Below are 20,833 nucleotides of genomic sequence, written 5' to 3'. Positions count from 1 at the left end.
ATTATTTATGTTGAAGGGAGAGAATGTAACATGAAATACGGATTAGCTAAAAAGATATGTTACAGTGCTATCGTACTAGTATTGCTTGTAGGTTTAATTTTAACAGCAATATTTGGTATGAACGGAAAAGGCTACGGAAGCGTAGAAGATATCAGTCTAGGTCTTGACCTTGCTGGTGGTGTTAGTATCACATACGAGATACAGGATGAGGATTATACAACTCAGGATGTAGAAGATACTATCTATAAGTTACAGCAGAGAGCAGAAAGCTACTCTACAGAATCTAATGTTTATCGTGAAGGCGATGACAGAGTAACAGTTGAAATTCCAACAGGTGAGAACTCTGAAGAGGATGCAAATGAAATTCTTGCAGCACTTGGTACTCCAGGTTCTTTGGAATTCTTAGACTCAGATAACTACTCATTATTTACACAGGGTAGTGAATATGAGACATTACTTACAGGTAATGATGTTGAGAATGCTCAGGCATACACAGATACAACAGATACAGATTCATCTACACCTTATGGTGTTCAGTTAACATTTACAGATGAAGGTGCTGATAAGTTCTATAATGCAACTTCTGAAAATGTTGGTAGTTATATTTACATCTTATTTGATGGCGAAGTTGTATCAGCTCCAACAGTAAATTCAGCAATTTCAGGTGGAACTGCAGTAATTAATGGTATTGAAAGCTATGAGGCAGCAGAAAACTTAGCAACTTATATTAGAGTTGGTTCAGTTCCTGTAACTCTTGAAGAAGTTTCATCTTCAATTGTTAGCCCACAGCTTGGTGCAAGTGCAATTAAGTCAAGTATGGTAGCAGCAGTAATCGGTTTAGTTTTACTTTGTATCTTCATGATTGTAATCTATAGATTACCAGGTGTTGTTGCAACACTTACACTTTCAATCTATACAACATTAGTTTTATTCTTATTAAGTGTTTATGACTTAACACTTACATTACCAGGTATTGCCGGTATTATTTTAGGTATTGGTATGGCCGTTGATGGTAACGTAATTATTTATACACGTATTAGAGAAGAAATCGCAGCAGGAAAGAGTGTTGAAAGCTCAATTCTTGCAGGTTATAGCAAGGCTGCTTCAGCTATCATTGATGGTAACGTTACAACATTAATTGCTGGTATCGTTCTTTACATCTTTGGTACAGGTTCAGTTAAGGGCTTCGCTACAACACTTATGATTTCTAATATCGTTTCAGTATTTACATCACTTGTAATTACTAAGATTATTATGAAGCTCCTTTACAACTTCGGATGCAAGAGCCCAGTATTATATGGTAAGACAGTTCATAAGAAGACTGTTAACTTCTTAGGCTTTAGAATTAAGGCTTTCATCATTGCTTTAGTAGTAATCGTTGCTGGCTTTGTATGCATGGGTGTTCGTTCAGGAATGGGCGATGGTGCTTTCAACTACTCATTAGAGTTCGTTGGTGGTACTACAACAACATTTGAATTTGCACAGGAATATGACACAGAAACAATTGAGTCAGATATTATTCCAGTAATTAAGGATTCAACAGGAGTTACAGAAGTTCAGCAGCAAAAGACTCAAGATTCTACAGCAGTTGCCTTCAAGACAACAGCTCTTACTCAGGAACAGAGAGAAGCTATGGAAGAAGCAGTAGTTGCTAGCTTCCCAATTAAAGATGGTTCAACAGTTGAATCTAATTCAATTACAGGTTCAGTAAGTTCTACAATGAGAAGAAATGCTATTCTTTCAGTTGTACTTGCTACAGTATTTATGTTAATTTACATTTTCATCAGATTTAAGGATCTTAAGTTTGCTCTTGCAGCTGTTATTGCCTTAGTTCATGATGTATTAGTGGTTTTAGCATTCTATGCATTCACAAGAATTACAGTAGGTACAACATTTATTGCTTGTATGCTTACAATCGTTGGTTACTCAATCAACGGTACTATCATTATCTTTGATAGAATTAGAGAACAATTAAAGACAGCTAATTCAAAGACAGATATTACAGAGCTTGTAAATTCATCAATTACATATACATTTACAAGAACAGTAAATACAACAATTACAACACTTATTATGTTAGTTTGCTTAGCAATTTTAGGTGTTTCATCAGTTAAGGAATTCGCAATGCCACTTATCGCTGGTATCTTAGCTGGTACATTCTCATCTGTTCTTATCACATCAGCTCTTTGGTATATCATGGGTGGTAAGAAGAGAGGCGTTGTTAACGAAGTTAAGAAAGAAGACAAGAAGAAGGTCTTTGAAGACGGCGCTCAGGTTTAATCAAATAGTGAATTTGTTAAATTAAACAACAATGAGATATAAATAAAATAAAGGCTTATGAAAATCTTAGATTTTCATAAGCCTTTTAAATTTCTTACTTTACGCATTTGTTAATTACACATGCGAAATTAATAATCTATTTCATTTACAATAAACTGTAAACTCTTATTTCCTCTAAATTCATTGATATCCGGGTAGTAAATAATCTTAATAACACTTCCGATGGCAGGAAGTTCATCTTCTTCCACCTTAAATTTAATAGCTTCAATGATTTTTCCGTAGGCAGACTGAAGCTGCATCTTAAGTACATTTTTATTCTTACCAATAAGATTAGCTCTAATTACCTTTAGGTTTCTGTCTGCAAATACAGGCTTTTCATTGCCTTTACCAAAGGGCTCTAGAATCTCAAATTCCTTTACAAGCTCCATAGTTACATAGTCCACAGGCATGGCAACATCAATCCAAATCTTAGGAGTTAAATCATCCTTAGTTAGTGTCTGTTCTCTATTTAAGGCAGCTCTAAATTCCTCTAGATTTTCCTCTTTTAAGGAAAGACCTGCAGCCATTGGATGACCACCAAATTTAGTAAGAAGTGACTTTACCTTAGATATCTCTTCAAACATGTTATAGCCCTCAATTGAGCGGCCAGAACCCTTTAAGCCGTCTTCTGACTTTGTGATGACGATAGATGGCTTATAGTAGCGCTCACGCACTCTACCGGCAATAATACCTGCAATGGATTCGTGGCAATTTTCAAGATAAACGACTAAAACCTTATCGTCCTTTAAACTTGTATTATCCACCATCTCAAAGGCCTTAGAAGCTTCTGAATCAGTTAAATCCTTACGTTCATCATTAAGAGCCTTAAGCTCTTTTGCAAGTTCCTTAGCTTCGTTTTCGCTTGTGGAGAGTAACATTTTTATAGCAAGCTCTGCACTCTCTAAGCGGCCGGAAGCGTTAAGACAAGGGCCAATAACAAAGCCTATGTGATAAGAACTAATGTGAGATTTATCTAGCTCGCAAAGCTCTATAAGGGCAGATAGGCCAAGATTTGGTGTATTTGCTATGTGGGCAAGGCCGTATTTAACTATAACTCTATTCTCGTTAATCAAATCCATAACATCTCCCACAGTGGCAATAGCAGCAAACTCTAGGAAATCGTCCAAATCACGGCTATAAAGGGCTTTATATTTATCTTCATCTATTGCGTTGATTTTAGCGTAAAGCACCTGTATGAGCTTATATGCCACCACAGCGCCGCACAAACCCTTAAAGGGATAAGGACAATCTGCCTGCTTTGGATTAACGCAGGCATCCGCCTCAGGAATTGTATAGATTTTCTCTTCACCCTGCATCTCAAAAGGAATGTCGTGGTGATCTGTAATAATTATAGTCATACCAAGGCTTTTAGCGTGCTTAACCTGCTCGATGGCAGCAATACCGTTATCACAAGTAATGATGGTGTCAATGCCATCTTCGTAAGCCTCATCAATAAGCCTCTCATTGATTCCGTAACCATCATGAATTCTATGAGGCACTACGTAATCCACGATCGCCCCCGCTCTTTTAAGACCCTTATAAAGAATAGTAATAGAGCAGATGCCGTCGATATCGTAGTCGCCAATGATTCGAATAGATTTTTTATTATCAATTTTATCCAAAAGGATATCGCAAGCCTTAGTTATATCCTTCATGGAAAATGGATCGTGTAATCTAGATAAATCAGGACGTAGATACATGTTAAAATCCTCGTCACTAATCATGTTTCGATTCCTGATAATTCTAGCAGTAACCTGATCTATGCTATATTTATTAGCTATTTCATTAAAGTTGGCTTTCTTTCCAAAAACCCTCCAAATGCTCATATTTTAACCTCGATTTCTGAAGTTTGTTCATCTTAATACGACATAATTTAATTCAACATAATTTATATTAGTTAGTGTGTATTCTTGTTTACAAACTCAGTTTTATACTTTGAATACATAATCTTCTGTGTGCTATAAAGACTGTAATAGCCTGAAAGCAAGTAGCTAAGGGCGATACAAAGAATACAATACTTCATAGAACCAGCACCAAACATCTCGATTGCAAGAATAAGAGATGTAATAGGGCAGTTAGTTACACCACAGAATACTGAAACCATGCCGCAAGCTGCGCAAAGTGCCACAGGAAGCCCAAAGATTGGAGCTAGGAAACTACCAAGAGTAGCACCAACAAATAAAGTAGGCACGATTTCGCCACCCTTAAAGCCACCGCCAAGAGTTACGGCTGTGAAAAGAATTTTCAAAAGGAAAACGTACCAAGCGGCCGAATCTACAAAGCTGTTAGCAATAACGTCTGCGCCAGCGCCAAGAAAGCTAGTTGTATTGAAAATGTATCTAAGGGCGATTACAAGTAAACCTGCCACAAAGACACGAATATACTGGTTTGGAATGTATTTGCTATAAAGCTTATTAGCTCCGTGTAAGCACAGGCATAAAAGAATACTTGCTAGAGCAAAGCATATAGCTAAAATAACGAATTTAGTGCCGTTTAAGGCATTAAAAGAAACAAACTCATCTACTGTAAAGGCAGTACCTGCAATCTTAAATAGTGAGGCAATTTTTTGAGCAATAAGTGCTGCAACTACGCATGGCACAAGGGCTGCGTAGTACATAATACCTACACTAATAACTTCCATGGAAAATATAGCAGCGGCAATAGGTGTACCAAAAAGAGCCGAGAAACATGCGCTCATGCCACACATAATCATGATACGTCTATCTTTATCATCAAATTTAAAAGCCTTTCCAAGGAAATTTCCAAGAGAAGCGCCGACCTGAAGGGCAGCACCCTCTCTACCTGCAGAACCACCAAATAGGTGAGTGATTAAAGTTGAAATAATAATTAGGGGAGCAACCTTTGCAGGCACCTCCTCACTTGACTGAATGGCAGTAATAACAAGGTTTGTACCCTTATTTCCGCCCTCGCCAACGATTCTATATAAGAAAATGATAACTAAACCACCAATTGGTAGCAAAAATAAAAGATTAGGATTTGCTATTCTAATATTAGTGACCTTTCCTAAAAGAAGGTTGAAAACCGATCCAATAAAACCTATGGTTATACCGCTAAAGCTGGCACAAAGTAGCCATTTAATAAGCGTAAGTGTTGCATTTTTAAACCTTTGCATGGTCTCTTGAATTGATTCTCGTGATAAGTCCATTTTAATCTCCCTTATAAACTAACATTAATTAATTCCTTAATATCTTCTTCTGTCATAACACTCATGCGGCTGTTATGATAGTTCTTATCATTAGTGACGTCTTTAATAAACCAATCTGGAGCAGTATAGGAGTTGCATTCCTCTAAATTAGGGAATTCCACTTCTGCTAAAACTACGCCGTCAAATTTACCCTCAAATATATCAAGCTCAATAGTATAACCCTTTCCATCAGGAATTTCATAGCGCTTCTTAGTAATAATATTACCGTCAGCCTTCTTAATTAGATTCTTATAAGCTTCTTCATTTAAGGGAAGGTTATATTCTTCTCTATTCATCTTACCCTTGCCCTTGTAGGTTAGGTAAAATTCATCATTATCCTGTCGTACACGAACAACGGGGTTAGTATTTAAATAGCCCTGTTCAATCTGTCGACACTTATATTTAGTTAGATCCTCAGGAATTCCTGAGACTAAAAATTTACGTTCAATTTCTACACCCATATTACACCTCGAATTTTTGTATACAATACATCTTAATTTAACATATATACAGGGATTTTTCAAATTTAGGGCAAAAAAAGAAGAACCCGTCGGGGTTCTACTTTTTACATTTATAAAAAAATTTAATGAGGGAGGGGATCACACATTAGGGAAATGTAATCCGCTAGACTAACCTCGTAGGGGGAGGAAGGTTAGTCGTTAATTTATGAAAAAGATTTTGAGTTAAGTTATGTATAAGAAGATAATGTATTAGGGAGAGTTATTAACTTCTTCCTTAACTCTGAAAATATAATATCGTGATTTTGTGAACGTGATTTGACAAAGAGCTGAAGAAAGTATGAAAGAGTATAAACTAAATATAAATTCTAGAAAGAAAACGGAAACTAAAAAGTAGGATAAAATTAAAAAAAAGACTACATTCGCAATGAATGTAGTCTTTTCCTTACATTGTTCGTAAACAATTAGTGTCTGCAAAAGGTGAATTACTTCTTCTTCTTGCCAGCGTTAACTGTTTCCTTTAAGCCCTTACCAGCCTTGAACTTAGGTGCCTTAGAAGCAGGAATCTTAATAGACTTACCTGTCTGAGGATTCTTACCTGTTCTAGCAGCTCTTTCAACAACTTCGAAAGTACCGAAACCAACTAACTGGATCTTCTCACCCTTCTTAAGTTCTTCAGATACTGTTTCTACAAAAGCCTTAAGAGCCTTCTCTGAATCCTTCTTTGAAAGTTCAGCCTTTTCTGCGATAGCAGCAACTAATTCTGTCTTGTTCATAAAAACTATTTCCTCCTTAAGATTATTAAGTTTTAATAATTATAAATCATTTATACTACGATTTTTTTATCTTGTCAACATTTTTAACTTGAAAAATGCCGATTTTATGGGATTTATCGAGAATTATATACTCTCAGAAAGAGTTTCCCATTTTTCATAGAGGTCGTTCAAATCCGCTTCAACACTGGATTTCTCCTTATGTATCTCCATCAATCTACCAGTGTTACTTGCAATGCTAGGATCTGCGTACTCTTCGTCTAATTTTTTTATTTTTTCCTCTAATTCTTCGATTTTTGCCTCCACTTTTTTGAGTTCATTCTTAGCCTTTTTAAGACGATTTTGCTCTTCTCTTGAAAGTTTCCATTCTTCCTTAGAATTAGTGTTTGAATTACTAGTGGATGCAGTAACTGTCGCTTGTTTAGGGCTATCTAGAAGACTAGGGTCATTTTTTAAGGCCTCATCCACTGCGGCAGCTGTTAAAATGTCCTTCTTTTCTAGGTAATAATCGTAATTACCAATGTAATTAACGGTAGTTTTATTAGTAAGTTCCACGATTCTTGTAGCAGTAGTATTAATAAAATATCTATCATGAGAAACGTAGAGAACTGTTCCAGTGTAGCTATTTAGGGCATTTTCAAGAATCTCCTTAGATACAATGTCCAAATGGTTAGTAGGTTCATCAAGAATAAGTAGGTTAGCATTTGAAAGCATAAGCTTTGCAAGGGAAACTCGTCCTCTCTCACCACCAGATAAGTCACGAATATACTTAAATACGTCGTCTCCTGTAAAGAGGAAAGCAGCAAGGGTGTTACGAATCTTAGTGTTATTAAGGTCCGGATAAGCATCACTAATTTCCTCAAATAAAGTCTTATCAGGGTTAAGGACGTGGTGTTCCTGATCGTAATAACCAATTTCTACCTTTGAACCAAGCATGATTGTGCCTGAATCTGCCGGTATAAGGCCATTTATAAGACGAAGAATAGTAGTCTTACCAGTACCGTTGTTACCAATAAGTGCCACGCGCTCGCCTCTCTTAATTTCTAAATCTAAATTTTTAAATAAAGTCACGTCATCAAAAGACTTAGTTAGACCTTTAATTGTAAGTACGTCATTACCGCTTATAACCTGAGGCTCTAACTTAATCTTCATCTTGTCATCGATTTCTGTGGGTTTTTCTATAACCTCGATTTTATCAAGCATTTTCTCACGAGATTCCGCTCTCTTAATGGATTTCTCACGGTTAAACTGCTTAAGTTTAGTAATAACCGCCTCCTGATGCTTGATGTCACGCTGCTGATTTAGGTATTCCTTTAACTTCATGTTACGAAGGACCGCCTTCTTTGCTGCGTAATCTGTATAGTTTCCTGAAAATGTAGTCACAACTCCCTGGTCTATCTCAATAACCTTAGATACAATCTTATCAAGGAAATATCTATCATGAGAAACTAAAACTACAGCGCCGTTGTAGTTAAGTAAGTAGTTTTCAAGCCATGCAATAGACTCCATATCCAAGTGGTTAGTAGGCTCATCAAGTAAGATAATATCTGGACTTGAAAGAAGAATTTTACCAAGGGCAACTCTAGTTTTTTGACCACCGGATAGAGTATTTACATTAAGACTAAAGTCTTCTTCACTAAAACCTAAACCCTTTAAAACACCCACGATTTCTGACTTGTAGGCATAACCATTGGCCATTTCAAACTTCTGATTTAAGCTGTTATATTTATTAAGTAGGGCGTCAAGTTCCTCGCCCTTAGTGCTTCCCATTCTTGATTCAATGTCACGAAGCTCAGTTTCCATATCAATGACATACTGCTTAACCTCAAGCAATTCATCATAAATACTTTTACCCGAATTAAGTTCCTGCTGCTGAGCAAGGTAAGCAAGTGTCTTGCCCTTTGATAGAGTAACTAAACCACTATCAAGAGGCTCCTCGCCAACGATCATCTTAAGTAAAGTAGATTTACCAGCACCATTAATACCAATGATGGCAGCCTTTTCATGATCCTCTATATTAAAAGTACAGTCCTTTATAATCACATCTGTAGCAAAAGACTTGCTTAGATTGTTCACTGAAAGTATCATCTAAACCTCCAAAATATCCTAATAAAAAATTCTTATAATCGTTTATATTTACTTGACGATTATAAATAGAAAAAAGTAAAATTGCAATGTGTGCGCAATCTATGATTGCACTCTATTGTAAAAAAGGAAATTATTATGAAAAACATAATCTTAGATAAAATCGACAAATCCGAAGCCCTCCGCTACCTTGGTTATCGTAACACCAAGATAGACGACACACTTCTTGCTATGATTGATGAGTGCGAGGAAGAGGTTAGAAAGCTAGCAAGTCCTAGATATATCTACAAAGTCTTTGACTTTAGTGAAACTAGCGAGGGCATTACATTTTCAAATACAAACCTTACCCTAAAGGGTAATTCTATAAAAAATCACCTTGCAAACTGCGAAAAAGCTGTAGCCATGGCAGTTACCATAGGTGAGGGCATTGATAGAAACATAAGAATTCTATCTCACACAAATCTGGCTAAATCAGTGGTTTTTGATGCATTTTCAAGCGCCGCCATTGAGCAGGTTTGTAATAAAGTTGAGAATATTATTAGGGAAGAATTTAAGGAATATAAGATGACCTTTAGATTTGGCATAGGTTATGGCGACTTGCCTCTAAGTCATCAAAAAGATTTCGTGAAGGTTCTTGATGCCACAAAAAAGATAGGAATAACCGTTGGGAATTCCCACATGATGATTCCTACAAAGTCAGTAACCGCAATTATTGGCCTTAGTAAAGAGGAAATTAAAAAGGCTAATAGAAACTGCGCAGATTGCAATTTGATGGGAAATTGTAACATTTTAAAATCAGGAAATCACTGCTATTAAGCGGTATTCTTAAAACAAGTAATAAAGTAAATGTGTATTGTAATAAATGAGGAGTAAAAAAATGACTAAGAAGGAAAAGTTTAAGGAACTCTTAAAAAAGGACTATGTGCTACTTGATGGCGCCATGGGAACCATGCTTCAGGCAGCAGGCATGAAGGTGGGGGAAACACCGGAAATGCTTAATATCACTAATCCTGAATTAATAGAGTCAATTCATGAAAAATATTTTTTGGCCGGTTCAGATATTGTCTATGCCAATACATTTGGTGGAAATGAATATAAGCTCGAGGAGTGCGGCCATTCCGTGGAAGAACTTGTAACTGCAGGTATTAAGCTTGCAATTAAGGCAAGAGATAAGGTAAAGCCAGAGGGTTTAGTAGCCCTTGATTTAGGCCCAATTGGAATCCTACTTGAGCCCACAGGGGTGCTTTCCTTTGAGGCAGCTTATGACATGTATGCTAGATGCGTAAAGGCTGGTGCTGCAGCAGGGGCAGATTTGGTGGTATTTGAGACTATGACAGATTTGCTTGACCTTAAGGCAGCTGTGCTTGCAGCAAGGGAAAACTCAGATTTGCCAATTCTTACAACTATGACTTTTGAACAAAATTTACGTACCTTTACAGGTTGTAGCATTTCCGCTTTTGGCCTTACAATTTCAGGCCTTGATGTGGATGCCCTTGGAATTAACTGCTCTCTTGGTCCAAAGGAATTAGAGCCAGTTATTAAGGAACTTAGAAAATGGACTAACACTCCGCTAGTTTTAAAGCCTAATGCAGGCCTTCCAGACCCAAAGACAAACCTTTATAATGTCACAGCCAAGGATTTTGCCCTTCTTATGAAGGATTTAAGAAAGTATGGCATTAAGATTTATGGAGGTTGTTGCGGAACTAATCCTGAATTTATAGAAGAACTTAGTAAGATGTTTAAGGAAAATGGCAACATTAAGGCAGAGCCTGTTGAGGTTCCTGCAGCTATTTGTTCAGCCACTAAGACTTGCGTTGTAAATGAGCCAAGAGCCGTAGGTGAGCGAATTAACCCTACAGGTAAGAAGAAGTTCCAGCAGGCTCTTAAAGATAGAGATATGGACTACATTTTAGGTCAGGCTCTAGAGCAAACTAGCGCCGGTGCTGACATTTTAGATGTAAATGTAGGCGTGCCAGGTATTGATGAAGTGGAGATGATGGTGGACACAATTAAAGCCCTACAGTCAGTGGTTGATGTGCCTCTCCAGATTGATTCCACAGATCCTTTAGTTTTAGAGGCTGCCCTTCGAGTTTACAACGGTAGAGCCCTAGTAAACTCTGTTAATGGTGAAGAGGAGTCCTTAAAAAATATATTGCCAATCTGTAAGAAATACGGTGCAGCAGTAATTGGTCTAGCTCTTGATGAAGATGGAATTCCAAAGAAGGGCGAGGATAGAGTAAAGATTGCAAAAAAGATTTTAGATAGAGCCACAAGCATTGGAATTGATAAGAAGGATATTTACATTGATTGCCTTACCTTAACAGTTTCAGCAGAACAGGAAGGGGCAAGAGAAACGCTTAAAGCCCTACAAACAGTTAAGAATGAGCTAGGACTTAAGACAATTCTTGGTGTTTCTAATATTTCCTTTGGTTTGCCAAATCGTGTATTAGTTAATCACATTTTCTTAACCATGGCTCTTCAGGCAGGTTTAGATTTATGTATTATTAATCCAAACCTTCCTGAGATGATGGGAGCAATTAGAGCCTTTAAGGTACTTGCTTGCTTTGATGAGAACTCAGTAGATTATGTGGCAGCCTATGCAAATATGCCTCAAACTAAGATAGTTCCTGTATCAGAAGCAAAGACAGCAGGAAATAATCCAAGCGCAAACACTAATATTAACCTTCAGGAAAAGAAAGGAAATTACGAGCTTTCAGATTTAGCTTATGCTGTAAAGAAGGGCCTTAAAAGTGAAGGTGCAGCAGTAACAAGAGAGTTACTAACTAAGATGGATTCCATGGACATTGTAAATAAGTCCTTAATTCCAGCCCTTGATGAGATTGGCGTGGAATTTGAAAAAGGAACTCTATTCCTACCTCAGCTAATTATGGCAGCTTCAGTAGCATCAGAGGCCTTTGATGTAATTAAGGAAACCCTTAATAAAGATAGTGATGAGACAGTTTCAAAGGGAAAGATTGTCATTGCCACAGTTAAAGGCGATGTTCATGATATTGGAAAAAATATTGTTAAGGTATTACTTGAAAACTATGGCTATGAGGTTATTGATTTAGGTAAGGATGTGCCATACGAGGATGTTGTTAACGCTATTAGAGATAATGATGTTCACCTTTGCGGCCTATCAGCGCTTATGACTACAACTCTTGTTTCTATGAAGGAAACAATTCAGCTTATTCGTGAAAATAATCTTGATTGTAAGGTCATGGTAGGTGGTGCTGTACTGACCCCAGAATATGCAAAAGAAATAGATGCAGATTTTTATGCAGCCGATGCTAAGGAGTCTGTAGATATTGCTAAAAGAGTGCTCGGTTAAATTGTGATAAATGTATTTTGACATTTTTTTAACATTAGTATATAATGCAAGAAGCACAAATACATCGCAAGTTTAGCACTTGATGATTTATATAGAAGTAAGAATGGAGTAAGGATATGGAAGAGAAAGAAGAAAAGAAGATATCGGCGGTTGTTATTAGAAGACTGCCAAGGTATTATAGATATCTTGGTGAGCTGGTTGAGAATGATGTACAGCGCATTTCTTCTAAAGAATTAAGTGAGAAGATGAAAGTAACAGCTTCTCAGATTCGACAAGATCTTAATAATTTTGGTGGCTTTGGCCAGCAGGGATACGGTTATAATGTTAAGTATCTTTATGACAAGATTGGTAAGATTTTAGGCGTAGACGAACCACATAACATGATTGTAGTTGGTGCTGGTAATATTGGTCGCGCTATTTGTAATTATTCAGACTTTTCTAAGCGTGGATTTGTAATCAAGGGCTTATTTGATAATAACCCTGAAGTTGCTGGAAAAGAAGTTGCAGGAGTTAAGGTTTATAACTCTGAGGGAATTGCCCAGTTTATTAAGGACAACAATATTGAAATCGTAGCTCTTACACTACCTAAGGTAGCTGCTAAGGAAGTTGCTAATATCGTTGTTGAGGCGGGAATTAAGGCAATTTGGAACTTTGCACCAGTAGATTTAAATCTTCCAAAGGACGTTATTGTTGAGAACGTTCATTTATCAGAAAGTTTAATGAGACTTTCTTATGCAATAGCTAATCAAGAGAAACACTAAGAGCTATTAATTAAAGAGAAATTATTAAGAACCTAGAGCTAGGATAGGCTTTTAAAAGCCAAACCTATAATCTAGGTTCTTTTTATTTTATATTAATTTTCTTGTTTTCTTTTTTAGAATGTAAGATAATTAAAATATAAATAATCTTAGTTATTTTTGGGGGATATAAATGACAAATTTTTCGTATGAGAAGATCAAGGATTTAGAGGGAATTGCAGGAGTTCCCATCCTTACTTTAGATGAGAGATGGTACAAATTAATACCTGCAAAATATAAAACAGACGAGATTAAATACTGGGAAAAAGAAGTCAATGAATTATTAAAGCAACAAGGACAAGCTCACAATGATATAAAAGAGGTCAAAAAGATTAAAAATCAGCTAATCCAGGAAGTAGTTGAGGCCATGGAGGATGATGATAATAGTGAGGCCAAGAAAAAGAAGATGGAGCAAAATCAGCGTCTAATTCAAGAGGCAAAGGATAAGATTGCTAAACTTGAAGATGAGGCTTTAGATTTTCCAAAGGAGCTTGCCAATGCTAACAAGCACTTAATTGCGGAAACGCTAAAGGTGGTCTATGAAAGGCTTAATAACAACGCAGAGGATATTGAGCTTTTGTCTAAACTAATAGATCAAACAAGAATCAAGTTAAAGAAGAACATCGTTATAAGACAGGATAAGGAAGAGGCTAATGAGAAAATGTATACCTATATGCACGATATCTTTGGCCCGGACTTTAGTAACGAACTAGATAAGTTAAATGGCGACTTTAAAATAATGGGAGACAGGAAAAATGAAGATTGAACTAATTGATAGTAATCAGGCAGCAGCTATCGATAAATATACGATAGATATTTTAAAGGTCCCTTCTCTTTTGCTTATGGAAGAGGCAGCAAAAACAGCCTTTAATGAAATAATAAAGGACTTTAAGGAAAAGGATAAATTCTTTATTACTGCCGCTGCAGGAAATAATGGGGCAGATGCCCTAGCAGTAGCTAGAATGCTTTATTTGGCAGGTTACACGAATTTAGACATCCTTTTGCTTGGCAGTAAATTTACTAAGCAAAATGAGACACAGCAGGAAATGTTAAAGGCCCTAGGCCTTACAATCTATAAAGATTTAGAGGAAATCAAGAACTTAAATAAGGATTATGACTGCATTATTGATGGCCTCTTTGGAGTGGGCTTAAAAAGAGATATTGAGGGCAAATATAAGGAATTAATTGACTATATCAATTCTTTATCTGAGCCTAAGCCATATGTCATAGCTCTTGACCTTCCATCTGGTCTTGATGCCTCAACTTCCAAAATTTATGGGACTTGCATAAAAGCAGATAAGACCATTTGCTTTGGCTATGAGAAAATCGGCCTTTATTGTGGCAAGGGTCCAAGTTATGCAGGAGAGATAGTCTCTACACCTATTGGCCTTAATGATAGCCAGAAACTAAAGGAAATTGGTGGGGCAAAAGAAGTTCAAAGTCCGAAAGATGCCAAAACTTCGGCAGTAGATGCCCACACACTGGCAATCAACGAATTTAGCTGTCTTCAGACAATCGGCAATATCAAAGCGGTCTTTGGAAATATCCTTAAAGATAGGGATTCTGAATCAGAGGAAATTAGAAAGACACTAGATAGTAGAGTGAAAGCTGGCAATAAGGGCAGTTATGGCAAGGCCACAATTATTGCAGGCTCTAGTGGAATTGGCGGGGCGGTTATTCTTTCTGCTAAGACAGCGGCTAGAATGGGCCTTGGTATGGTAAAGGCTTTGACACATTTTTCTAATCGCGAAGCCCTACTTACAAGCCTTCCAGAGTGCCTAATTGATGTTTATGAAAATGAATGCCCTATAGATACTTTAAAAGCTGCCCTAGACTTTGCAGATATAGTGGTTTTAGGACCAGGTTTATCTATGAATGAGGCAGCAACAAAGCTTTGCAAGGACACCCTAGAACTAATTAATAAGCCAATAATAATTGATGCAGATGCCCTAAATATTATTGCTAGGGATAATTTATTTGATTGCTTAAGGGCAGCAGCTGACAGGCTAGAGGGCAGAATAGTCCTAACTCCACATTTAAAGGAGATGGAGAGACTAACAGGAATAGCTGTTAAAGACATTAAGGCTGACCCTGTTGGAGTGGCTATGGAATTTAGTAGCAAATATCATGTGATTTGTTGCCTAAAGGATGCAAAAACTGTAGTAACTGATGCTAAAAGAGCCTATATTAATCAGGCAGGTAATGATGGCATGGCAACAGCAGGTTCAGGAGATGTGTTAACAGGCGTTCTTGCTGGCATTTTCTCTTATAAATTTAGTGACCCCCTACTTGCTGCAATTACAGGGGTAAATATTCACGCTGTGGCAGGAGATATGGCAGCTAAATATTTATCTGAAGAAATGATGCTATCTGGTGATATAATTAAATATGTAGACGAGGCCTTAAAGGAAAGATAGCTAGAGTTTGCTTTACATTGGATTGGAATGTATGGTATATTTTAGTTTATATATATAATATATAAAAATTTAGCTATATGCTAAGCACAATGAAAGGAATATGAGAATATGAACGATGTACACCCCTCGGATGTAAACGAAGGTTTTTTGATGGGTTTATTAAGAAAAATTACTAGAAAAGACAGACAAGAAGATATTTCAGAAGAAATTATGGATATGGTTAATGAAAGCCATGAACAAGGTGTAATTAAGGAAAGCGAAGCTGAGATGATTGGTAACATCTTCGAATTTGGGGAAAAAGAAGCGGAAGATGTAATGATCCACAGAAAGAATATAGTTGCAATTGATGGCAGCTTTACAGTGGAGCAAGCTTTCAACTTTGTTATGGAGGAAAATTTTTCAAGATATCCAGTTTATGATGAAGATATAGATAATGTAATTGGTATTCTGCATATTAGAGATTTATTAAAAGCGTATGTCTTAGAAGAGAATAAGGGGAAGACATTACATGAACTTGGAGATGACTTAATGTTTGAAGCTTATTGTATCCCTGAGACTCGTAATATTAGCGCACTTTTTAAAGAGATGAAAGCTAAGAAGTCACACATGGCTATAGTTGTTGATGAGTATGGCCAGACAACAGGTATTATCACAATGGAGGATATACTAGAGGAAATCGTTGGTAATATTTTTGATGAATATGACGACGAAGAAGAACAGATAGTCCTTAAGGAAGATGGCTCCTTTATAATGGATGGTCAGACAACCTTAGAGGATGTAGAAGACAAACTTGAAATTGAGTTTTTATGTGAAGATGTAGATACACTAAACGGCTTTTTAATTCTTGAACTTGGTAAGATTCCTACTAAGGAAGATGAAGGCTTTAGTGCAAAATGCGGGAATTACAATTTCACAATACACAGTGTCAATAATAAGATGGTTGACAAGGTGCTAGTAACTCAAGTAAAAGACGAGGAAGATTAAACAAGAAACTAGAAAAAGAAGCTAAATTTAAGTTTAATTGCCGCAATATAAACTCGAGTTAGTTCTTCGGGGAAATTAGGGATTTTTGGTTGGGAGTTTTATTATGAGACCAGAGGAAGAGAATATTGTAGAGAAAAGTGATTACAATGTAGTCGCAGAGGCAGAATTTACTCTAGATGGATTGAATTATATCATTACTGGAGATGAAAGATTTTATCGAATGATAGGAGAATTTTCATTCTTTAGCTTTGATAAGATAGTTCATGACGATGATAGGGCAAATTTTCTAGAATTTGTTAAGCATGATAATGAAGAGAAAGACATTTTTATAAGATGTAAGATAAGAGATAGGGGTTTTCGTTTACTCCATCTAATCAAGTTAGAAACTAGAAGAGTTGGCGATGACACCCTTAGCTGTTTTAGATTACAAGACGTTATATTAGTATGTCAGAAATATAGAAAGTACTTCGATATTGTAAAGAAATATAGAAGCTTTATGGATATACTACCTAATAAGTTCTTTGATTTAAATCTAAAGACAGGAATTTTTACACTTTATTATTATAATAACCACAAGGCTCAGCCTATTGTTAGAACACATTTTGATGAATGGAAGAAGTATGTTGTGGAGAAGAAACAAATAGATGAGAAGAGTATGAAGAATTTCAATATGCTTTGTGAGTGTATTGAAAATGAAATGGAGAATTTCAGTATTACTCTTAACTGCTCTATTTTGACTAATGGAGTTAGAATGGAGCATTTATCTATTAAGGGCCAGACTTTAAAGGAATCTGTAGAAGAACCTTTAGTGCTTGGAGTTATAACACAGGAAAGAGCTAATAATAACAACAACTTTATTATTAGTCAGACTGATAATCCAGAGGCAGGAAGAGATTCAGGCACAGGCTTGCTTAATAAGAAAACTGTTACAGATAAGATTATAGAAAATTTTAACCAGCTAAAGGAAGAGAAGATAGGACAGGGAAGAAATGTTTACTTGCTTGTTTTAGATATTGATAACTTTAAGCAGGTCAATGATAATTACGGTCACTATTTTGGAGACGAGGTTATTAAGTATTTTGCAAAGCGCCTTAGTTATATGGCAGAGGGCAAGGGCTTAGTAGGTCGTATTGGTGGTGATGAATTTATAGTATATCTTGATAATGTTAAGGATGAAGAAGAACTTCGAATCATGTTAAAGAGCATGAGACTTAGATTAAAACTAGAGTTAAAGGAAAAGAATCCTGATTACCTTTTTTCAACATCTATTGGTATTTCAAGATATGGCGTAGATGGCACAGATTTTGAGACATTATTTAAGATAAGTGATGCCTGCCTTTATATTGCTAAGGATAAGGGCAAGGATAGATTTATTATTTATGATCCTGCAAAACATGGCAATCTACTAGAAAATGACACAATAAAGGTGGCAAGAGGCAATGACTTCTTAAAGCCAATTGATAAATACGAATTAGCTACAAAGCTTGTTATGAAGGCCTGTAAAGAAGGCCCAAGTTGCATGGTGGATATTATAAAGGAGCTAGGAGATAAGCTTAATTTACACGGAATTAGAGTCTTTGTAGGAGATGACTTAAAGAGGGCTTATTCGTCAGGTCACTATATTAAAGATTTAGATGAAGCAAGCTATATTAACAGCCCTGAGTATAGTGTACATTTTGATGAGCACGATATGTATGTGGTTAATAATGTAACGGCTATTTATATGATTCATCCAGAATTAGCAAGCAAGTTTAAAGATGATAACATTTGCTCCTTTATTCAAGCTAGGGTAAGAGATGATAAGGGAAAATGTGTTGCCATGATGCAGTTTGATATCTTTGGCGAGAATAGAAGAAAATGGAGTAATGCAGATATTTGCACATTACGAATGTTAGTCCTTGGACTAACTAATATTGCAGGGGAATATGACTGCAAGAAATAAGCATGTAATTGACAACAATTATTGTGATTGTTACAATTATTTATAAATTTATAATAATAGGAGATGTTCGTTATGAGGAAAGCGGTAATTTCTATTTTAGTAGGTAACTCTGCAGGTGTACTTAGTCGTGTGGCTGGATTATTTAGCCGTAGAGGATACAATATTGATAGCTTAACAGTAGGAGAAACTCTCAATCCCGAGATTTCAAGAATGACTATTGTTGCAACTGGTGATGATGATGTGCTTGAGCAGATTGAAAAGCAGTTGACTAAGATAGTAGATGTAAAGAAGATCACAGTTTTACCACTAGATGATTCAGTATGTAGAGAACTTGTTTTAATTAAGGTTTTAGTATCCCCTGAAAAAAGACAGGAAATTGCAACAATAGCTGATATCTATAGAGCTAATATTGTTGATGTATCTAAGGAATCTGTAATTGTTTCACTTACAGGTAGCCAAAGTAAGATTAATGCATTCATAGAATTGTTAGATGGCTTTACAATTGTTGAAATTGCAAGAACTGGTATAACAGGTTTAGAGAGAGGCCCAAAAGGCTTATAATTAGTACTTTTAAAGAGAAGGAGAAATCCTTCTCTTTTTTTATTCTATATTGATATTTTATAAGAAATATTATATAATTATCAATATACGAAACGTGAAAACTAAATAAGAACATGAAAGTGAGGAAATATCTTATGGCTAATGTTAGTGGGAGAAAGGATTCAAAAATTCCTTTTCTAAAGACGGTTACTGGTATGAGTTTGATTAGTTATGCAATACTCTTATGTGTATTTGTGTTTACTATTACGTCTGTAGTTGCTAAAACTAAGCGAATTTCGAATGCAGCAAGAAATGTAACTGAGAATTTAGAGTCTATGTTAACAGATTTAAGAGTATTTGAGGTTGATATGAGAATCCATGATAATGATGGATTTGCACTTGCAGCAATGTATGATACTCTTTTATTTTTAAAGGATGATAGTGGACAATCTCAGGTAGATTCTAAAATAGATGAAATGAATACTTGCCTTACAGAAATGTCTGATGCAGTTTCTGGTTTGGAAACTGTAATTAATGGTTATCAAGGTAGAGCTGAAACAGTTGCAACGGCTAAAGAAGCAACGAAAGTACTAAAGGATGCTTATGCAGATTATAAAAAAGAATATGAAAGCGTAGTATCTGCTGCTAAGACAGGAGATAAATCAACTATTAAAGGTGTTGTATATGGAGATGCTGCTACATTACTTGCAACTATGAAAGAACAGCTTGAAATTTTAAATGAAGAAAGTGGTAAGATTGCAGATGAGATGAAAGGATTTATTGATATAACTGCTTCTTCTGCCTTTTCTATTATAAATATTATGATGATGGTTTATCTTATTGTAATTATTCTTTGCTTAATCTTTAATAATAATATGATTGGTAAGAAAGTTAAAGAAATAAGTAATGAGATTAATAATATTATTCAGGATATTAAGAATAATAAAGGTGATCTTACTGCAAGAGTTCAGACTAAGACAAGCTCTGAATTAGTATATATTAAAGATGGCTTTAATGAATTTATTGTTACACTTCAGGATATTCTTGGAGAAGTTAAGAATGGCACAGAATCTTTAAAGACATCTTCAGGGAATATGACTAGCCAGATTGCCCTTGCTAGAGATAACATTACTAATACTAGTGCTGCTCTTGAAGAGTTATCAGCTAGTATGGAAACAGTATCATCTACAGCTTCAATGATTGATAATAGTCTTTCTGATGTAAATGTTGCTACAGAAAGTATTAATACAAAGGTTGAAGACGGTGCAACTAAGACTAAAGAAATTCAGACAGAAGCTAATAAAATTAAGAATGATGCTCAGCAAAAGAAGAATAATACTGGTAATAAGATGAAGACCTTATCGGGTGTTCTTGAACAGTCAGTTAAGGATAGTGAAAAGGTTAAACAGATTAACGAGTTAACAAATGTAATTTTAGATATTGCTAGTCAGACTAACTTACTTGCCCTTAATGCGTCTATTGAAGCTGCTAGAGCAGGTGAAGCAGGACGAGGCTTTGCTGTAGTTGCTGAAGAAATCAGTACTCTTGCTGATAATTCTAGAGAGACAGCAGGTAATATCCAAAATATCAGTAATGAAGTTACAACAGCAGTTAATTCACTTGCAGATAATGCTATGCAGGTATTAGATTTTATTAACAAGACAGTGCTTGCAGATTACGATGAATACGTAGGTATTGGTGAGAAGTACGAAGAGACAGCTATTTACATTAATGAGATGCTAGAGGGAATTGATGGACAGGTACAGAGTTTAAATAGCGCTATGAATGAAATGTCAAGTTCGGTTGAAAATATTACAAGATCCGTGCAGGAATCTTCAGAGGCAATTTCTCAATCTGCTGAAAATTCACAGGATATTGTATATGAAATCAACGATATTAGTGTAGCAATGGATACTAATAATGATGTTACAAGGAAACTGGATGAAGCAACTCAAAAGTTTGAGAAGTATTAAAATGTGCTA

General features: G+C 35.9%; 15 protein-coding genes. 10 read left to right on the top strand and 5 right to left on the bottom strand.

Annotation, left to right across the window (positions count from 1 at the left end):
• The first annotated feature begins 30 nt into the window (after positions 1 to 30).
• Positions 31 to 2,280 (top strand): protein translocase subunit SecD, encoded by a 2,250-nt coding sequence (gene secD / locus QVA17_RS03530; protein ID WP_287386489.1) that lies wholly within the window; start codon positions 31 to 33, stop codon positions 2,278 to 2,280.
• Between the two features lie 128 nt (positions 2,281 to 2,408).
• Here the strand turns inward: secD and recJ are convergent, their stop codons facing one another.
• From recJ to QVA17_RS03505, 5 genes are all read right to left on the bottom strand, one after another.
• Positions 2,409 to 4,145 carry a single-stranded-DNA-specific exonuclease RecJ gene (gene recJ / locus QVA17_RS03525; RefSeq protein ID WP_287386488.1) on the bottom strand — a complete coding sequence of 579 codons (1,737 nt, stop codon included), beginning with the start codon at positions 4,143 to 4,145 and terminating at the stop codon, positions 2,409 to 2,411.
• A 71-nt stretch (positions 4,146 to 4,216) separates the two neighbouring features.
• Positions 4,217 to 5,485 carry a chloride channel protein gene (locus tag QVA17_RS03520; protein ID WP_027431206.1) on the bottom strand — a complete coding sequence of 423 codons (1,269 nt, stop codon included), beginning with the start codon at positions 5,483 to 5,485 and terminating at the stop codon, positions 4,217 to 4,219.
• 11 nt (positions 5,486 to 5,496) lie between these two features.
• Complete coding sequence (locus tag QVA17_RS03515) at positions 5,497 to 5,985, bottom strand: CYTH domain-containing protein (RefSeq protein WP_287386486.1); 489 nt, start codon at positions 5,983 to 5,985, stop codon at positions 5,497 to 5,499.
• 482 nt (positions 5,986 to 6,467) lie between these two features.
• On the bottom strand, positions 6,468 to 6,758 hold the full coding sequence (locus QVA17_RS03510; protein ID WP_027431204.1) for an HU family DNA-binding protein: 291 nt from the start codon (positions 6,756 to 6,758) through the stop codon (positions 6,468 to 6,470).
• Positions 6,759 to 6,881: 123 nt separating this feature from the next.
• Complete coding sequence (locus tag QVA17_RS03505; protein ID WP_287386484.1) at positions 6,882 to 8,843, bottom strand: ABC-F family ATP-binding cassette domain-containing protein; 1,962 nt, start codon at positions 8,841 to 8,843, stop codon at positions 6,882 to 6,884.
• Positions 8,844 to 8,978: 135 nt separating this feature from the next.
• On the opposite strand from QVA17_RS03505, the gene QVA17_RS03500 reads away from it, so the two are divergent.
• From QVA17_RS03500 to QVA17_RS03460, 9 genes are all read left to right on the top strand, one after another.
• Positions 8,979 to 9,656 (top strand): vitamin B12 dependent-methionine synthase activation domain-containing protein, encoded by a 678-nt coding sequence (locus QVA17_RS03500; RefSeq protein WP_287386483.1) that lies wholly within the window; start codon positions 8,979 to 8,981, stop codon positions 9,654 to 9,656.
• A 61-nt stretch (positions 9,657 to 9,717) separates the two neighbouring features.
• Positions 9,718 to 12,171 carry a homocysteine S-methyltransferase family protein gene (locus tag QVA17_RS03495; RefSeq protein WP_287386481.1) on the top strand — a complete coding sequence of 818 codons (2,454 nt, stop codon included), beginning with the start codon at positions 9,718 to 9,720 and terminating at the stop codon, positions 12,169 to 12,171.
• 116 nt (positions 12,172 to 12,287) lie between these two features.
• Positions 12,288 to 12,932, top strand: coding sequence for a redox-sensing transcriptional repressor Rex (locus tag QVA17_RS03490; protein ID WP_027431200.1), 645 nt, complete (start codon positions 12,288 to 12,290; stop codon positions 12,930 to 12,932).
• 169 nt (positions 12,933 to 13,101) lie between these two features.
• Positions 13,102 to 13,734, top strand: a complete 633-nt coding sequence (locus QVA17_RS03485) for a hypothetical protein (RefSeq protein ID WP_287386478.1) — start codon at positions 13,102 to 13,104, stop codon at positions 13,732 to 13,734.
• Complete coding sequence (locus QVA17_RS03480) at positions 13,724 to 15,385, top strand: NAD(P)H-hydrate dehydratase (RefSeq protein WP_287386476.1); 1,662 nt, start codon at positions 13,724 to 13,726, stop codon at positions 15,383 to 15,385. The genes QVA17_RS03485 and QVA17_RS03480 overlap by 11 nt, the downstream gene beginning before the upstream one ends.
• Before the next feature lie 108 nt (positions 15,386 to 15,493).
• Positions 15,494 to 16,369, top strand: a complete 876-nt coding sequence (locus QVA17_RS03475; RefSeq protein ID WP_287386475.1) for a hemolysin family protein — start codon at positions 15,494 to 15,496, stop codon at positions 16,367 to 16,369.
• Between the two features lie 103 nt (positions 16,370 to 16,472).
• Positions 16,473 to 18,311, top strand: coding sequence for a GGDEF domain-containing protein (locus QVA17_RS03470; protein ID WP_287386474.1), 1,839 nt, complete (start codon positions 16,473 to 16,475; stop codon positions 18,309 to 18,311).
• 72 nt (positions 18,312 to 18,383) lie between these two features.
• A complete protein-coding gene (gene ilvN, locus QVA17_RS03465; protein ID WP_027431196.1) occupies positions 18,384 to 18,872 on the top strand; it encodes an acetolactate synthase small subunit in 489 nt (162 codons plus the stop codon).
• Positions 18,873 to 19,006: 134 nt separating this feature from the next.
• The gene (locus tag QVA17_RS03460) at positions 19,007 to 20,824 is read left to right on the top strand and encodes a methyl-accepting chemotaxis protein (RefSeq protein WP_287386472.1); all 1,818 of its coding nucleotides are present in this window, start codon (positions 19,007 to 19,009) and stop codon (positions 20,822 to 20,824) included.
• Positions 20,825 to 20,833 lie beyond the last annotated feature (9 nt).

Origin of the sequence: Lachnospira sp. (assembly GCF_016290755.1) — a bacterium.
GTDB lineage: Bacteria > Bacillota > Clostridia > Lachnospirales > Lachnospiraceae > Lachnospira > Lachnospira multipara.
Note: the sequence above shows the minus strand (reverse complement) of the source record. Positions and strands in the feature narration are given on the sequence as shown.

Excerpts from the sequence above, each read along its gene's own strand:
- QVA17_RS03460 (WP_287386472.1), top strand. The coding sequence starts at position 19,007 with ATGGCTAATGTTAGTGGGAGAAAGGATTCAAAAATTCCTTTTCTAAAG.
- QVA17_RS03490 (WP_027431200.1), top strand. The coding sequence starts at position 12,288 with ATGGAAGAGAAAGAAGAAAAGAAGATATCGGCGGTTGTTATTAGAAGA.
- ilvN (WP_027431196.1), top strand. The coding sequence starts at position 18,384 with ATGAGGAAAGCGGTAATTTCTATTTTAGTAGGTAACTCTGCAGGTGTA.
- QVA17_RS03500 (WP_287386483.1), top strand. The coding sequence starts at position 8,979 with ATGAAAAACATAATCTTAGATAAAATCGACAAATCCGAAGCCCTCCGC.
- recJ (WP_287386488.1), bottom strand. The coding sequence starts at position 4,145 with ATGAGCATTTGGAGGGTTTTTGGAAAGAAAGCCAACTTTAATGAAATA.
- QVA17_RS03510 (WP_027431204.1), bottom strand. The coding sequence starts at position 6,758 with ATGAACAAGACAGAATTAGTTGCTGCTATCGCAGAAAAGGCTGAACTT.
- QVA17_RS03515 (WP_287386486.1), bottom strand. The coding sequence starts at position 5,985 with ATGGGTGTAGAAATTGAACGTAAATTTTTAGTCTCAGGAATTCCTGAG.
- QVA17_RS03480 (WP_287386476.1), top strand. The coding sequence starts at position 13,724 with ATGAAGATTGAACTAATTGATAGTAATCAGGCAGCAGCTATCGATAAA.
- secD (WP_287386489.1), top strand. The coding sequence starts at position 31 with ATGAAATACGGATTAGCTAAAAAGATATGTTACAGTGCTATCGTACTA.
- QVA17_RS03470 (WP_287386474.1), top strand. The coding sequence starts at position 16,473 with ATGAGACCAGAGGAAGAGAATATTGTAGAGAAAAGTGATTACAATGTA.
- QVA17_RS03505 (WP_287386484.1), bottom strand. The coding sequence starts at position 8,843 with ATGATACTTTCAGTGAACAATCTAAGCAAGTCTTTTGCTACAGATGTG.
- QVA17_RS03520 (WP_027431206.1), bottom strand. The coding sequence starts at position 5,485 with ATGGACTTATCACGAGAATCAATTCAAGAGACCATGCAAAGGTTTAAA.
- QVA17_RS03475 (WP_287386475.1), top strand. The coding sequence starts at position 15,494 with ATGAACGATGTACACCCCTCGGATGTAAACGAAGGTTTTTTGATGGGT.
- QVA17_RS03495 (WP_287386481.1), top strand. The coding sequence starts at position 9,718 with ATGACTAAGAAGGAAAAGTTTAAGGAACTCTTAAAAAAGGACTATGTG.
- QVA17_RS03485 (WP_287386478.1), top strand. The coding sequence starts at position 13,102 with ATGACAAATTTTTCGTATGAGAAGATCAAGGATTTAGAGGGAATTGCA.